Annotated in this window: 15 protein-coding genes and 1 tRNA gene; 13 read left to right on the top strand and 3 right to left on the bottom strand. The window is 54.0% G+C overall.

The features are described from left to right. The first annotated feature begins 1 nt into the window (after position 1). The 13 genes from ruvB (at position 2) to thpR (ending at position 9,603) form a co-directional block, all read left to right on the top strand. Positions 2–1,051, top strand: a complete 1,050-nt coding sequence (gene ruvB / locus OEZ10_09595) for a Holliday junction branch migration DNA helicase RuvB (protein ID MDH5633227.1) — start codon at positions 2–4, stop codon at positions 1,049–1,051. A gap of 39 nt (positions 1,052–1,090) precedes the next feature. Then, positions 1,091–1,525 (top strand): tol-pal system-associated acyl-CoA thioesterase, encoded by a 435-nt coding sequence (gene ybgC, locus OEZ10_09600; GenBank protein ID MDH5633228.1) that lies wholly within the window; start codon positions 1,091–1,093, stop codon positions 1,523–1,525. Positions 1,526–1,538: 13 nt separating this feature from the next. Next, on the top strand, positions 1,539–2,243 hold the full coding sequence (gene tolQ, locus OEZ10_09605; protein ID MDH5633229.1) for a protein TolQ: 705 nt from the start codon (positions 1,539–1,541) through the stop codon (positions 2,241–2,243). Further along, a complete protein-coding gene (tolR, locus tag OEZ10_09610; GenBank protein MDH5633230.1) occupies positions 2,244–2,660 on the top strand; it encodes a protein TolR in 417 nt (138 codons plus the stop codon). Positions 2,661–2,675: 15 nt separating this feature from the next. Beyond that, positions 2,676–3,368: a cell envelope integrity protein TolA gene (gene tolA, locus OEZ10_09615; GenBank protein MDH5633231.1), complete on the top strand. Its 693-nt coding sequence runs from the start codon at positions 2,676–2,678 to the stop codon at positions 3,366–3,368. A 24-nt stretch (positions 3,369–3,392) separates the two neighbouring features. Continuing rightward, positions 3,393–4,703 (top strand): Tol-Pal system beta propeller repeat protein TolB, encoded by a 1,311-nt coding sequence (gene tolB, locus OEZ10_09620; protein ID MDH5633232.1) that lies wholly within the window; start codon positions 3,393–3,395, stop codon positions 4,701–4,703. 4 nt (positions 4,704–4,707) lie between these two features. Then, positions 4,708–5,190 carry a peptidoglycan-associated lipoprotein Pal gene (gene pal / locus OEZ10_09625; GenBank protein ID MDH5633233.1) on the top strand — a complete coding sequence of 161 codons (483 nt, stop codon included), beginning with the start codon at positions 4,708–4,710 and terminating at the stop codon, positions 5,188–5,190. 24 nt (positions 5,191–5,214) lie between these two features. Further along, positions 5,215–6,078 (top strand): tol-pal system protein YbgF, encoded by an 864-nt coding sequence (gene ybgF / locus OEZ10_09630; GenBank protein ID MDH5633234.1) that lies wholly within the window; start codon positions 5,215–5,217, stop codon positions 6,076–6,078. Positions 6,079–6,100: 22 nt separating this feature from the next. Continuing rightward, positions 6,101–6,784: a 7-carboxy-7-deazaguanine synthase QueE gene (gene queE, locus OEZ10_09635; protein ID MDH5633235.1), complete on the top strand. Its 684-nt coding sequence runs from the start codon at positions 6,101–6,103 to the stop codon at positions 6,782–6,784. A 14-nt stretch (positions 6,785–6,798) separates the two neighbouring features. Further along, on the top strand, positions 6,799–7,509 hold the full coding sequence (gene queC / locus OEZ10_09640) for a 7-cyano-7-deazaguanine synthase QueC (GenBank protein MDH5633236.1): 711 nt from the start codon (positions 6,799–6,801) through the stop codon (positions 7,507–7,509). Positions 7,510–7,644: 135 nt separating this feature from the next. After that, positions 7,645–8,817, top strand: coding sequence for a YeeE/YedE family protein (locus OEZ10_09645; protein ID MDH5633237.1), 1,173 nt, complete (start codon positions 7,645–7,647; stop codon positions 8,815–8,817). 120 nt (positions 8,818–8,937) lie between these two features. Next, positions 8,938–9,013 (top strand) — tRNA-Lys (locus tag OEZ10_09650). A 44-nt stretch (positions 9,014–9,057) separates the two neighbouring features. Next, positions 9,058–9,603, top strand: a complete 546-nt coding sequence (thpR, locus tag OEZ10_09655) for an RNA 2',3'-cyclic phosphodiesterase (GenBank protein ID MDH5633238.1) — start codon at positions 9,058–9,060, stop codon at positions 9,601–9,603. An 11-nt stretch (positions 9,604–9,614) separates the two neighbouring features. Here thpR and OEZ10_09660 read toward each other — a convergent pair whose 3' ends face one another. From OEZ10_09660 to soxB, 3 genes are all read right to left on the bottom strand, one after another. Then, the gene (locus OEZ10_09660) at positions 9,615–10,907 is read right to left on the bottom strand and encodes an HD-GYP domain-containing protein (GenBank protein ID MDH5633239.1); all 1,293 of its coding nucleotides are present in this window, start codon (positions 10,905–10,907) and stop codon (positions 9,615–9,617) included. A 201-nt stretch (positions 10,908–11,108) separates the two neighbouring features. Beyond that, positions 11,109–11,966: a phosphoribulokinase gene (locus OEZ10_09665; GenBank protein MDH5633240.1), complete on the bottom strand. Its 858-nt coding sequence runs from the start codon at positions 11,964–11,966 to the stop codon at positions 11,109–11,111. A 235-nt stretch (positions 11,967–12,201) separates the two neighbouring features. Then, positions 12,202–13,941: a thiosulfohydrolase SoxB gene (soxB, locus tag OEZ10_09670; protein MDH5633241.1), complete on the bottom strand. Its 1,740-nt coding sequence runs from the start codon at positions 13,939–13,941 to the stop codon at positions 12,202–12,204. Between the last annotated feature and the right edge of the window lie 38 nt (positions 13,942–13,979).

The following is a 13,979-nucleotide window of genomic DNA, read 5'->3' on the forward strand; positions in this document are numbered from 1 at the left end:
CATGATTGAATCCGACCGCCTGGTATCCGCACACGTTCTGAGCACCCCTGACGAAAAGCTGAATGATGTCAGCCTGCGCCCGCAGAGTTTTGGCGAATACATTGGCCAGCCTCATATTCACGAACAAATGGAAGTTTTTGTCGGCGCCGCCCGAAAGCGTGGCGAAGCGCTGGATCACGTGCTGCTGTTCGGCCCTCCCGGTCTTGGCAAGACCACACTGGCCAATGTCATTGCCCGGGAAATGGGCGCCAACCTGCGGCAAACCTCAGGTCCGGTGCTTGAGCGGGCCGGTGACCTGGCGGCATTGCTCACCAATCTCGAGCCCAATGATGTCCTGTTTATCGATGAAATCCATCGCCTGAGCCCAGTGGTAGAGGAGATCCTGTACCCGGCCATGGAGGACTACCAGCTGGATATAGTCATTGGCGAGGGACCCGCTGCCCGATCCATCAAGCTGGATTTGCCCAGGTTTACCCTGATCGGTGCGACCACACGGGCAGGCCTGCTGACCTCTCCCCTGCGTGACCGCTTTGGCATCGTTCAGCGTCTGGAGTTTTATGGCCAGGCTGACCTTGAAAAAATTGTCGCCCGGTCTTCGGGCATACTTAATATTGCCCACGAAACTGACGGCGTGTCGGCAATCGCCCGCCGATCGCGTGGTACGCCCCGTATTGCCAACCGCTTGTTGCGCCGGGCGCGGGACTACGCCGAGATCAAGGGCGATGGTGTGTTGACCGGCACTATCGCTGAAGCGGCACTGGACATGCTGGAGGTTGATAACAATGGCCTGGATAACCTGGATCGGCGCTATCTCCAGGCGATTATCGAGAAGTTTGATGGCGGTCCGGTCGGTATCGACAGTCTCGCCGCCGCCATCGGCGACGAGCGCGGCACGCTTGAAGACATGCTTGAGCCTTACCTGATTCAACAGGGGTTTGTCATGCGCACGGCACGGGGCCGGATGGCGACACGACGAGCATGGCAGTATTTTGGTTTATCCATGCCAGCTGCGGCATCGCAGCAACAGGGTGAACTGTTTAATGACAAGTAACGAGGCCGCGCGACGCGTTGATGCCAACCCGGAACAGCAGTGACAGACGTTTTTTCCATTCCAGTTCGAATATATTACGAAGACACCGATACCGGCGGTGTTGTCTATTACGCCAATTACCTGCGTTTCATGGAACGCGCGCGAACCGAGTTGCTGCGTAGCCGTGGGCTGGAACAGGATGTTTTGCGGGACGAGTGCGGCGTATTGTTCGCCGTTCGACGGGCGGAGGTAGATTATCTCAAGCCGGCGAAGCTCGATGATGAGCTCAAGGTCACGGCGGAAATCAGGCGACTCGGTGGCGCCAGTATCAACTTTTACCAGGAAGTGCGCCTGGGTGAAGATGTGCTGTGCAAGGGCAATATCCGAATAGCCTGTATCCACGACGAGGCACTGGCGCCCATGGCGGTACCGAAACGGGTAACTGAATTACTACAACCCGTTGTCAGGCGAGCGCCTGACGGGGGAGAACAATAAGGGAGGTCAGTGCGTGGTCACTGCATCAGGAGAAGGTTTGGCGTTATGGAGCCTGGTCACCCAGGCGGGTCTGGTTGTGCAACTGGTGATGATGTCATTATTGCTGGCATCGTTGATATCCTGGACCATTATTTTTCGTAAATGGTTCATGATTAACGCGGCCCTGAACGAAGCGACGAGTTTTGAGCGCCGGTTCTGGTCCGGCGGCAATATTAACCAGATTTATGCCGAGCTTACCCGTCGCGACGCGGACCCGACAGGCATGGCCGGCATTTTTGTAGACGGCTTGCAGGAGTTCCGCCGGCTTGGTCAGCAATCAGGAATCAAGACCGGTGAAATTCTCGATGGTGTTCAGCGTGCCATGCGCGTTTCACTGACAAGGGAAATGGACGCGCTGGAACATCATTTGCCTTTCCTGGCAACTGTTGGCTCGACTAGCCCCTATGTCGGCCTGTTTGGAACGGTCTGGGGTATCATGAATTCATTCAGGTCACTCGGCACCGTGCAGCAGGCAACCATTGCCCATGTTGCGCCGGGTATCGCCGAGGCGCTCATTGCAACCGCTATGGGCCTGCTGGCCGCTATTCCTGCGGTGGTGGCCTATAACCGCTATACGGCAAAAGTAGAACGCCTGATTACGCGCTATGAAATCTTTATCGACGAATTCTCAAGTATCGTTCAGCGCCAGGCTGCACCGACAAAGGCGATGGCTGAATAAATGACTACGCCGGTTCGACACAAGCGCAAGAAACTCATGAGTGACATTAACGTGGTGCCCTACATTGATGTCATGCTCGTGTTGCTGGTGATATTCATGATTACAGCGCCGATGCTGAAAGAAGGCGTCAAGGTGGAATTGCCGCAAGCCTCGGCCAGGCCGGTCGATGTGAAGGATCAGGAAACCATGGTAATTACGGTAGATCATCAGGGAGTGCTTTATCTTGATGATCGTAAAATGGAGCGCGAGGCCATTATCAGCAAAGTGGCGCGAATAATGGAATTCAGGCCACAAACAGAAGTCGTGATTCGTGGTGACCGTAGAATCGCCTATGGCGAGGTCGTCGGCCTGATGGCGAGCCTGCAAAAAGCCGGAATTCAGGCGGTTGGTCTGGCGACGGAACCGGCTCCCCGGTGACAGGGGACGACAGTCGTGGCGCAACAGGCAACCTGGTCAACCTCCCGGCACGAAGACAGTCTTTTCCGGGCATTTGTATTTGCCTTGCTGTTGCATGTAGTGTTGCTGTTGTTTGTGGCAATCGGGTTCAGCTGGTCCTGGCAAAAAACGCCTGCGCAGGAGTCGGTGATCAAGGCGCGCGCGGTTTCGTTACCGGCTGAAACGGTTTCAAAGACAGCGGTTGATACGAAGCCTGTAAAAAAGACTGCGAAACCCCGGCCTGTCGCCAAGCCCAAACCAAAAAAGAAAACAGAAAAAACAGGAAAGCCAAAAACCAGCAAGGCAGAAAAGCAGCGCCGGCAAAAAGAGATGGAACAGCAAATGCAGCAAATGCTGGCTGAAGAAGAAGGAGAAATGGCCAGGCAGGCTAGCGCGAGAAAGGCGAATGAAATTACCGACAAGTTTCGTACCGTGATTCAGCAAAAGGTCAGTCGAAACTGGATTAAACCCGCCGGTGTTGGCAAGGGTCTTGAGTGCGTGATGCGGGTGCGCCTGGCTGCAGGTGGCGACGTAATCAGTACTGAAGTAGTGCGATCCAGTGGTGATGCCATATTTGATCGTTCGGTGGAGAGTGCCGTGTTCAAGGCTGCTCCTCTGCCAGTGCCGGAAGATGCCACCATGTTTGAACGTTTTCGTGAAATTGAGTTTTTGTTCCGACCGGAAACCTGATGGAAATAAAAAGGCGATAGACAGATGTTTTGGAAAGCTATACTGGTACCCGTGTTACTGATTGTCAGTCTGCCGGCCCGGGCGGTTTTGCAGATTGAGATAACCCAGTCGGGCGAAGGAGGGCTGCCGATTGCAGTCGTGCCTTTCTCCTGGGAAGGCAAGGGCAAGCCGCCCCAGGTGGTTTCGGATATTGTATCTTCCGATCTGGCGCGCAGCGGAAAGTTTACCGTTCTGGATAACAGGAAATTCATAAGTCGACCGACATCTGATCGTGATGTGGTATTCAAGGACTGGCGCATGATCAAGGCTGAAGCGCTGGTAATTGGCACGGTCAGGCAGGCTGGTGAAAACCAGTACCAGGTTGAGTACCGGTTGTATGATGTTTTCAAGCAGGCACAACTGGCCGGTTATCGTTACACGGTTACGGCGGAACTGTTGCGCCTAGCAGCGCACCAGGTCAGCGATGTGATTTATGCAAAACTCATGGGAGAGTCCGGGGCATTTGCAACACGTATAGCCTATATCACCAAGAAAGAGATTCAGCCTGGAAGAGCCGAGTATCGATTGCAGATTGCTGATTCGGATGGGTACGGACCGGTAACGGCAGTGACATCACGTGAACCTTTGATGTCGCCGGCATGGTCACCGGACGGGAACCAGATTGCCTACGTATCCTTTGAAGGCAAGCGATCCATGGTGTATATCCAGGAAGTGGCTACCGGCAAGCGTGAACGTATCGCCCAGTTTCAGGGAATCAATAGCGCACCGGCATGGTCGCCGGATGGTCGCCGATTGGCGCTCACCCTGTCCAAGGACGGGAGCCCTGATATTTATATAAGAGATGTGGCTACAGGCAGGCTTGAGCGCGTGACGACGCACGGCGCCATTGATACCGAGCCGGCATGGTCGCCGGATGGTCGCTACCTGGTTTTCACTTCGGACCGGGCCGGTGGCCCGCAGATTTACCAGATGGACCTGGAGCGTCGGGAGCTGAAAAGACTGACCTTTGAGGGTGATTATAATGCCCGCGCGTCGTATTCTGTGGATGGCAAGCGGCTGACACTGGTGACGCGCGAGCGGGGTCGTTATCATGTGGGCGTGCTGAATCTTGATGGCCTGTCGTTGCAGATACTCACTGATTCACAGCTGGACGAGTCCCCCAGTTTTGCACCCAATGGCAGAATGGTGCTCTACGCAACTGAGTTGCATGGGCGCGGTGTTCTGGCCTCCGTTTCATCAGATGGCCGGGTTCGCCAGACATTCAGGTTTGACCAGGGTGATGTGCGCGAACCGGCATGGTCACCGTATAATCAACAATTGAGATACAAGGAGTAACGGGATGATGTGGAACAGATTGGCGGTATTGGCTGTTGTCACCATGTTGGGACTTGCTGCCTGCGGTGGTGACAAGGCAGTCGTCGAGGAAGGCGCTGGCGCGGATGCGGCAGGTGTGGGCGTTACAGGACTGGGCCAGGAGAGCCTGGGCGGCGATCTCTTGTCCGAAACCCGGGTCTATTTTGAGTTTGACAGTGCCAGCCTTACCAGTGAAGGCAGCCAGGTTGTGGAAGCTCATGCCAGGCATCTGCTGGCCAATAGCAATGTTATGGTGACGCTGGAAGGTCATTGCGACGAGCGCGGCACCCGCGAATATAACCTGGCATTGGGTGAGCGACGCGCCAAGGCAGTTGCGCGCATGATGCGGGTGCTTGGCGTGGCTGATGAGCGCATCAAGGTTACATCTTATGGTGAAGAGAAGCCGCTGGAATCAGGTCACGATGAGTCAGCCTGGCGTCAGAATCGTCGAGTTGAAATCATTTACTAGGTTAGAGATATCAGGAGAACAGGTATGTGCGGGTTCAGGCGATTGATGGCCGTGATGGTTATGATGGCCGTGGCGTCAACTGCATCAGCCGCTGATCGCCTGCAGGATCGTCGCAACAGCGATTTCGGCAGCCAGCCTGATGGCCCGGTTCCTGCAAAAAAGAGCGGCCCGAGCAACCTGGTTGAATTGCTTGTGCAGCTGGACAATCTTCAAAATGAAGTCAAGCAGCTGCGAAACCAGGTTGAAATCCAGAATCACCAGTTGCAGCAACTCAAGGAAAGTCAGCGCAATGCCACGCGCGATGTCGATCAGAGATTACAGCGCCTTGAAGGCGGGGTCGGCGGTGCGCCAGTCGCTGCCGTGGATAAAACCGAATCCGCGCCGGAGAAGAAGGGCGGTGCAATTGAGCCCGGGGTAGCGAAACTTGAGCCAGGGAAACAGGATGTTCCGGAAAAGCCCGCAGCCGCCACGCCCGCGCCATCCAAGCCAGTTGATACATCTGTTCAGGCCCAGGAGGACTACGACGCGGCGTTCAAGTCGCTGAAAAACGGGTACTATCAGCAGGCCATTCAGAGTTTTACAGAATTCATCGACAAGTATCCCAAGCACAAGCTGGCAAGTAATGCCCAGTACTGGATTGCCAAATCACACTTTGTTACCCGTAATTACAAGCAGGCCTTGTCCGACTTTGACAAGACTATTGATAGCTATCCAAATAGCAGCAAGATTCCTGATGCCATGCTGAACAAGGGCTACGCCCTGTATGAGCTTGGACGATACAAGGAAGCACGCAAGGTGCTGGAAACTGCATCGACTCGTTACAAGAATACGCGCACCGGCAAGCGCGCCAGCGAGCGACTGGCACGCATGAAAAAGGAAGGGCGCTAGGCATCTGCCAGGCCGCAGTCATATGATCAGCAACACTGAACCTCCGGTGGCGCAGCGTGAACCAGGTACAAGCCTGCGTATTACCGAAATCTTTTGTTCCTTGCAGGGAGAAAGCCAGACGGTGGGCTGGCCAACAACGTTCATCAGGCTGACTGGCTGTCCGCTGCGATGTAACTACTGTGATACCGAGTACGCTTTTCGTGGTGGTGTTGCGATGAGCATCGAAGCAATCATGGACCGGGTCGCCGGACTCGGTGTGCAGCATGTTACAGTCACTGGCGGAGAACCGCTGGCACAAAAACCTGTGCTTCAGTTGCTCGCCGGTCTCGCAGATGCCGGTTACCTGGTTTCACTTGAGACCAGTGGAGCACTGGCAATTGATGGTGTGGACGAGCGCGTACTGGTAGTTATGGATCTGAAGACACCTGCGTCGGGTGAGGTTGACAAGAACCGTTACGAGAATATTGCCCGGCTTAAGGGCGCGGATGAAATTAAGTTTGTTATTTGCAATCGCGAGGATTACGAATGGGCCTGTCAATGCATGGTTGATCATGCCATTGTTGATCAATGCCAGGTGCTGATGTCTCCGGCTTTCGGGCAACAGGATCCGGCTCAATTGGCACAATGGATTCTTGACGACAGATTGCCTGTTCGGTTTCAACTTCAGCTTCACAAGGTTCTGTGGGGAAGTGAACCGGGGCGGTAACAAGGTTATTTTCAATGAGGTCTGAACAACAACAAAACGGATTCGAATCAGTCGGCAAAGCCGTGATCCTGGTATCGGGCGGCCTGGATTCCGCTACCGTTCTGGCGATGGCGCGCTCCCGGGGCTATGATTGCTATGCGTTGAGCTTTGACTATGGTCAGCGACACCGCTGTGAACTCAGGGCTGCAGCGGTTGTGGCAAAAGCGTATGGCGCGGCGGAGCACAGGGTGGTCAATCTCGATATGTCGTGGATTGGCGGCTCGGCATTGACCGATACGACTATTCCGGTACCGGAGGATCAGGCAGACAGCAGCGACATCCCGATTACATACGTTCCTGCCAGGAATACGGTGTTTCTTTCCTACGCGCTGGCGTGGGCTGAAGTTATCGGGGCCCGCGACATTTTTATCGGTGCCAATGCCGTGGACTATTCCGGTTATCCTGATTGTCGTCCGGCTTTTATTGAGTCATTCGAAAGACTGGCCAACCTGGCCACCAAGGCCGGAATAGAAGGCCGGAGCTTTCGAATCCATGCGCCACTGATTGACCTGAGCAAGGCGGAAATTATCCGCAAAGGATCGATCCTGGGCGTAGATTACTCGTTGACCAGCTCCTGTTACCAGCCGGATGAGGATTGCCGTGCCTGTGGCCACTGCGATTCCTGCAGGTTGCGCAAGGCCGGGTTCTCTGACGCAGGCATGGAAGATCCGACCCGTTACAGGTGACTTTGGTCGGCGCGATAATGGGTTCGCCGAGGCGACGCACCTGGTTGCGGAATAAATTACACCCAACGATCGTCTAGGAGTGGAGTTCAGGCCCGGTAGGCGTAAATAGAAAAACATGTTGCGAGGACGTGTCCAATGGAATTAAGCATTCATAATCAGATACTTCTGATTGTTTTCATAACTGCAGCCGTAATGGGTGCAATCGTGAACAAGACCAACTTCTGTACAATGGGCGCGGTCTCTGACTGGGTAAACATGGGCGATATGGGCCGCATTCGTGCCTGGTTGCTGGCGATGGCCATCGGTATAGCCGGTGTCCTGGTCATGGAGACAGCGGGCGTTATTACATTGCCTGGTGATACCTTTCCGCCATATCGCACTGCCAGTTTTGCCTGGCTTCGTTATGTGCTGGGCGGTTTCATCTTTGGTATTGGCATGACACTCGGCAGCGGCTGTGGCAACAAGACGCTGGTCCGTATTGGTGGCGGTAATATCAAGTCCATTTTTGTCCTTGCGATTATGGGTGTGTGCGCCTACGTCATGTTGTGGACCAATTTTTTTGATACCGCGTTCATGAGCTGGATTCGCCCGACTATTGTTGATCTCACTACCATGAATATGCCGAGCCAGAAACTGGGTGATATGGTCGGTGCCGGTTCTGACGCTTCGGGCACGATTCACCTGGTTGTCGGTGCGCTGGCTATAGCGGGTATACTGTTTTATGTATTCAAGTCTGCTCATTTCCGTGGCAGTTTTGATCACATCCTGGGTGGCGTTGCCGTTGGCGTGGCAGTTTTGATCGGCTGGTACGTGACTGGCAGTAATTTTGAAGCCTGGAAAGAATTTGCTGATTTCTCCGAAACGCCGCCAAGCCGCGTCGCCGTTCAGTCCTATACGTTCATTAGTCCGGCAGGCGACCTGATGCGCTACTTGCAGCAACCGGGCAATTTGGGCCTGATCAATTTTGGTGTTGTGGCGTTACTGGGGGTTATAGCCGGTTCTTTCCTGTACGCGATCTTCAGCAAATCTTTTCGAATCGAGTGGTTCGTGAATCGCAGTGATTTTATCAATCATGCAGTCGGTGGCGTACTTATGGGCATCGGTGGCGTCCTGTCCATGGGCTGTACGATCGGCCAGGCGGTAACCGGCGTGTCTACGCTGGCGCTGGGATCCTTTGTAACATTTGCAGCCATCGTATTTGGTTGTGCATTGACCATGAAGGTCCAGTTTAACCTGCTTGATGAGCAGGGATTTGGATCGGCTGTGGTCAGCGCATTACGCGAGATGAAGCTGTTACCTCAAAAGTAAGGGATGCAGGTTTTTCCTGTATCCCCGCAGGTTATCCAGGCGCCCGGTCGGCGGTTTGACAGCCCGCCGCCGGGTCTGGATAATCGCGCCTTCCCCGGCTGACCGGGGGATTCATTCAGGGGGCTGTTAGCTCAGTTGGTAGAGCACCGGACTTTTAATCCGATGGTCGCAGGTTCGATCCCTGCACAGCCCACCACCTCATTTTTCATTTATCTCATCGGCATTTGCTAAGATCGCCCTATGGCCAATGCTCGCGAACGCCTGTTTTTTGCCTTGATGGCTCCCGGGCCAGTCCAGTCGACTGTTGCGCAGTTGCAAGGAGAAACCTTGCCCGGTGGCGGCAGGTGGGTAGGGGCTGAAAACCTGCATGTGACCTTGTTATTCCTGGGGTCTGTGGAGCCGGGCCAGAGAAAATGCCTGATCCGCGGCGCCGACACCGTCAGGTGCGAGCCGTTTACGCTGGTTTTCGATGCGCCCGGGGTTTGGCAGCGTCCGCAGGTAGCGTGGCTCGGCAGTTCAGGACAAATTCCAGAGGCCATGACGGGGTTGGCAACAAGCATCGAAAAAGTTGCGCAAGACTGTGGCATTTCCGGGCAAGACCGGCCGCTGGTACCCCATGTGACGATGGCTCGCAAGATCAGGGCGCTGCCAGCGGGCCTGAGTCGGCCCTTCCCCCCTGTTGCCTGGCCAGTCAACGAGTTTTGCCTTGTTAGATCAGAAACCCGCTCGGAGGGCGTCATTTACCGGGTAATCCAGCGCTGGACGCTTTCGCCGAATTCCGCGTGATCCGGCAAAGATTAGTGCAGTGGCAGGTAGTCGGTCGGGTTGATGCCGTGGGTGCCTGCCGGTAAAACCCGGCTGATTTCCAGTTTGTGGCCCGATTCATCGTCAATGGGGGTGTGGTAGAGATCTACGATTTTTACCGGGGTAAATGGCCGCTTGTCAGGTGTTAACACCATGACGACTTTCGGTCGCAGGCGACGAGTCCGGTTGATCGTGGCTACCACGCCAATACTGCCAGTGCTCATTTCTACCAGGCTGCCGATCGGGTAGACCCCCATGCACTGGATGAATTGCTCGATCATGCCGGGATCAAAATTCCGGTTTCGCCATTCGTACATGCGCCGGAGGGCCTCGTGAGACGACATGCCGATATGGTAGGAGCGATCACTGGTAATAGCATCGTAGCAGTCCACGATACCGCCGATCTGACCGAACAGGCTGATCTCCTGGCCTGTACGACCACCGGAATACCCGGTTCCGTCATAGCGCTCATGATGGAACCTGGCAACATCGACTGCCGCCCTCGGTATGCCACGGGCAACATCGAGAATTTCGACCCCCAGCGGAACGTGAGATTTGATTTCCTCGAACTCTTCCTTGCTTAACTTCCCTGGTTTGTTGATGAGTTCCGTGGAGATTTTCATTTTGCCGACGTCGTGCAGCAGGGCGCCGATTCCGAGCACGTTGAGACCTTCTTTGGGCAGACCCAGGTGGCGCCCAAATACGAGCGCCAGAATGCACACGCGCAGCGAATGCAGTGCCGTATATTCGTCCCGGTTTTTCAGCTGGCTGAAGCAGATCATGGCATCAGGATTGCGGACAATACTCTCGGTCATTTCACCAACAACCTGTTTTGCACCTTCGGCATTTATGCTTCTGCCGAGGCGGACGTCCTCCATGATGTCATAAATCATGTGCCGCGTTTTTGATTCGACTTCCCTGGCTGACTGAATTTCTTCATCCAGTGTGGTCATATCCCGGTAGGCGGGCGCAGTACGGCTATGTACTTCGTCCAGCGCCTGCTTGACTGATTCCTCGGCAACAAGGTGTACCGGCTCCACCGATTCGGGTTCAGTCTGTTGCGGCGCTTCGCCATAAAGACCTGCCGCCGCGTGCATGGGGTTGATATCCGCGCCTTGCGAAGTGTCGATGTAGATGTGTTTGCAGTGTTTGGCCAGCTGTTTCAGTTCTTCATCGGAAGTGATCTTGAATCCCTGGAACAAAAACGGTGTGTCACGCCATGGTCGATCAAGCTCGGCCACGTACATGCCAATCTGTGCTTCAGTTACGCCAATCTTCTTGTTCATGACATCCTGCCGATTTGCCTTACACAAGTTATGGGTAAGGAAAGCAAACTCTACTTCCTGTGGGCTGCGCGACTGTATGCCTGGTCCTGATATGACCAGGTCGAATTTATAGTAAGAGTATTATAGACAATAACCGGCACCAAAGAAAACGGGGTCAGCAAGGCCTTGCCGACCCCGTGAAAGCCTTCTTATTCAGTTGAATTAGCGGGCTTTTTTCATCATTTCGTGAATCAACGGGGTAAGAATGAGCTCCATGGCAAAGCCCATTTTTCCGCCCGGCACGACAATCGTATTCCGGCGTGACATGAAGGAGTCATGAATCATGCTAAGCAGGAACGGGAAATCTACGCCTGCCGGATTCTGGAAACGAATGACAATAAAACTTTCATCCGGTGTCGGAATGTCACGGGCAATAAACGGGTTTGACGTATCGACCGTCGGAACACGCTGGAAGTTAATGTGGGTACGGGAGAACTGCGGTGTAATGAAGTTTACATAGTCATCCATACGACGAAGAATGGTATCGGTAACCGCTTCAGTCGAATAGCCTCGTTCAGCCGTATCACGGTGAATTTTCTGAATCCACTCCAGGTTAACAATTGGTACAACACCGACAAGCAGGTCCACGTGCCTGGCAACGTTTGCGGTTTCGGTCACTACGCCACCGTGAAGACCTTCATAGAACAGCAGGTCCGTGCCGGATGGAATATCTTCCCAAGGAGTAAACGTACCCGGTTGCTGCTGATACGGTTCAGCCTCTTCATCGCTGTGCAGGTAGTAACGCTTCTTGCCTGTGCCATCCTTGGAATACTGGGAAAACAATTCTTCCAGCTTGTCGAACAAGTTGGCTTCATCGCCAAAGTGGCTGAAGTTCCGGTTGCCGCTCTCCGTCATGGCTTTTTTCATGGCAGCCCGGTCGTAGCGATGAAAGCTGTCGCCTTCGATAATGACCGGGTTCAGTTTTTCGCGCCAGAAGATATGTTCAAATGCACGTTTGACAGTCGTGGTGCCGGCGCCGGAAGACCCGGTAATCGCAACGATCGGGTGTTTTACTGACATGGGTTAGATCTCCCTAAAGAAAATTTGGAACTTCAAGGCTTTTGTGGGCCTGGTCCGATTTTTAAAGGCGGCATTCTACCCTAGCCGGCAACGTCGTGCTATGGCGGAGCGATAAAAACGTTTTATATAGATAAAAATTCAGTCGTTAAATCAATAGCTTAAGAATTATAGGTCGGCAGGCACAAACAAAACGCCCGGCACGTGGCCGGGCGTATGAAGTCCAGTTTTTGCTGGTTTAGCTAATTCTGACAAAACCCGGGTTGTTGTCCATGCCCTTGATTTTAGGGAGATTAATCTCATCAATCCGCACCGTCTTTTTGTCCAGCAGGAATTCCGAAACGGTATCCCAGATCTTCGGATTGCCCTCCGGTTGTTGTTCCATGCTGGCCCAACCGGCAACCTTGTAGGTCTTGCTGGGGTCAATGGGTTTGCCGTTGAGTTCCAGGTCACCGATACGATTGCCCATTTTGGCAGTGGGGTCGATGGAGTACTTGAGGCCACCGATACGCACCATGTCACCACCCATCTGGTAGTAGGGATCTTCATGGAACAGGTTATCGGCAATATCTTCCAGTACGACTTTCAGCATTTCACCCTTCATATGGTTCAGGGTGGATGTGCCGTAAGTAATCGCGGTCTGATCCATCAGCCGTTCACGGGTGATAGTGTCTCCAGGCAGCAGGCTGGTTCCCCAGCGGAACCCTGGAGACAGGGCGATCTCTGCATCCTGTACCTTGAGCATGGCATCAAGAATCAGCTGGTCGAAACTGCCGTTAAAGTTGCCGCGGCGATATAACAGGGATTCAGTAATTGCCAGTGATTCTTCCAGATCCTGTTTGAATGGAGAGCGAACCTTGTCGATCAAGGCCTGCATATCCTTGTCGGCTTCGAGCAGGTTGGAGAAGACTGGCAGCAGCTTGAAGCGATAGTCGCTGACCTTGCCATCCTTGACTTCAATATCCAGCACCGAAAGGAACTTGCCATTTGATCCAGAATTGATGACAAGAGTCTTGCCGCCATCAGGAGTAGGAATAACCTGTGGAGCCGGTACGCCGTCATGCGTATGGCCACCGAGGATGGCATCGATGCCATTAACCCGGCTGGCCATCTTCAGATCCACATCCATACCGTTGTGGGAAACAACCACGACAACCTGGGCGCCATTACCACGAGCTTCATCAACCATTTCCTGCATGCGTCCGTCGCGAATGCCAAAGCTCCAGTCCGGGATCATGTAGCGCGGGTTGGCGATCGGCGTATAGGGGAACGCCTGGCCAATGACGGCTACCTTGACGCCGTTCATTTCGCGAATGGTGTAGGGCTTGAAGATCGGTTCTTCGAACGTATTGTCGACAACGTTCTGTGCGACAAATTCGATGCTGCCTTCCATCTGCTTGATCAGGTCTTTGACACGTTCGGCGCCGTAGGTGAACTCCCAGTGGCCGGTCATAATGTCCACTCCCAGCAGTTTGCAGGCATCCACCATGTCCTGGCCCTTGGTCCATAGCGCCGTGGCAGAGCCTTGCCAGGTGTCGCCACCGTCCAGTAGCAAACTGTTGGGTCGTTGGGCACGCATTTTTTTGACCAGGGTGGCCAAGTGAGCGAAACCGCCAACTTTTCCATATTTTCGGGATGCCTCTTCGAAATTCAGATAGGTAAAGGCGTGGGCATCCGCCGTATCTGTTGCGATATTAAATGCCTTCAGCAAATGCTCACCAACGAGGTGCGGTGGTTTGCCTGTCGCGCCGCCAATACCAATGTTGATGTGAGGTTCGCGGAAGTAAATAGGTAACAGTTGAGCATGACAGTCAGTCATGTGCAGAAATGAAACTTGGCCAAATGGCTTGATATCGTAGGGATCGTTGGCTGATGTAGTGGCGCTTCCCTTGGATTTGGTATCGCATCCAGCCAGGCTCATGCCGGCCGCGCTGGCCGCAGCCAGAATCTGAAGAAACTCGCGTCGGGAAAGGTTCATTTGTGTTTATCCTCCAAAAGACAGATTTTGTGTTTTTA

This window comes from Gammaproteobacteria bacterium, assembly GCA_029880545.1.
GTDB lineage: Bacteria > Pseudomonadota > Gammaproteobacteria > Acidiferrobacterales > SZUA-150 > JAOUOD01.

Bases quoted from the DNA above. Each gene is read 5' to 3' on its own strand.
- ruvB (MDH5633227.1), top strand. From the start codon at position 2: ATGATTGAATCCGACCGCCTGGTATCCGCACACGTTCTGAGCACCCCT.
- tolR (MDH5633230.1), top strand. From the start codon at position 2,244: ATGACTACGCCGGTTCGACACAAGCGCAAGAAACTCATGAGTGACATT.
- tolB (MDH5633232.1), top strand. From the start codon at position 3,393: ATGTTTTGGAAAGCTATACTGGTACCCGTGTTACTGATTGTCAGTCTG.
- pal (MDH5633233.1), top strand. From the start codon at position 4,708: ATGATGTGGAACAGATTGGCGGTATTGGCTGTTGTCACCATGTTGGGA.
- ybgF (MDH5633234.1), top strand. From the start codon at position 5,215: ATGTGCGGGTTCAGGCGATTGATGGCCGTGATGGTTATGATGGCCGTG.
- queE (MDH5633235.1), top strand. From the start codon at position 6,101: ATGATCAGCAACACTGAACCTCCGGTGGCGCAGCGTGAACCAGGTACA.
- queC (MDH5633236.1), top strand. From the start codon at position 6,799: ATGAGGTCTGAACAACAACAAAACGGATTCGAATCAGTCGGCAAAGCC.
- OEZ10_09645 (MDH5633237.1), top strand. From the start codon at position 7,645: ATGGAATTAAGCATTCATAATCAGATACTTCTGATTGTTTTCATAACT.
- thpR (MDH5633238.1), top strand. From the start codon at position 9,058: ATGGCCAATGCTCGCGAACGCCTGTTTTTTGCCTTGATGGCTCCCGGG.
- OEZ10_09660 (MDH5633239.1), bottom strand. From the start codon at position 10,907: ATGAACAAGAAGATTGGCGTAACTGAAGCACAGATTGGCATGTACGTG.
- OEZ10_09665 (MDH5633240.1), bottom strand. From the start codon at position 11,966: ATGTCAGTAAAACACCCGATCGTTGCGATTACCGGGTCTTCCGGCGCC.
- soxB (MDH5633241.1), bottom strand. From the start codon at position 13,941: ATGAACCTTTCCCGACGCGAGTTTCTTCAGATTCTGGCTGCGGCCAGC.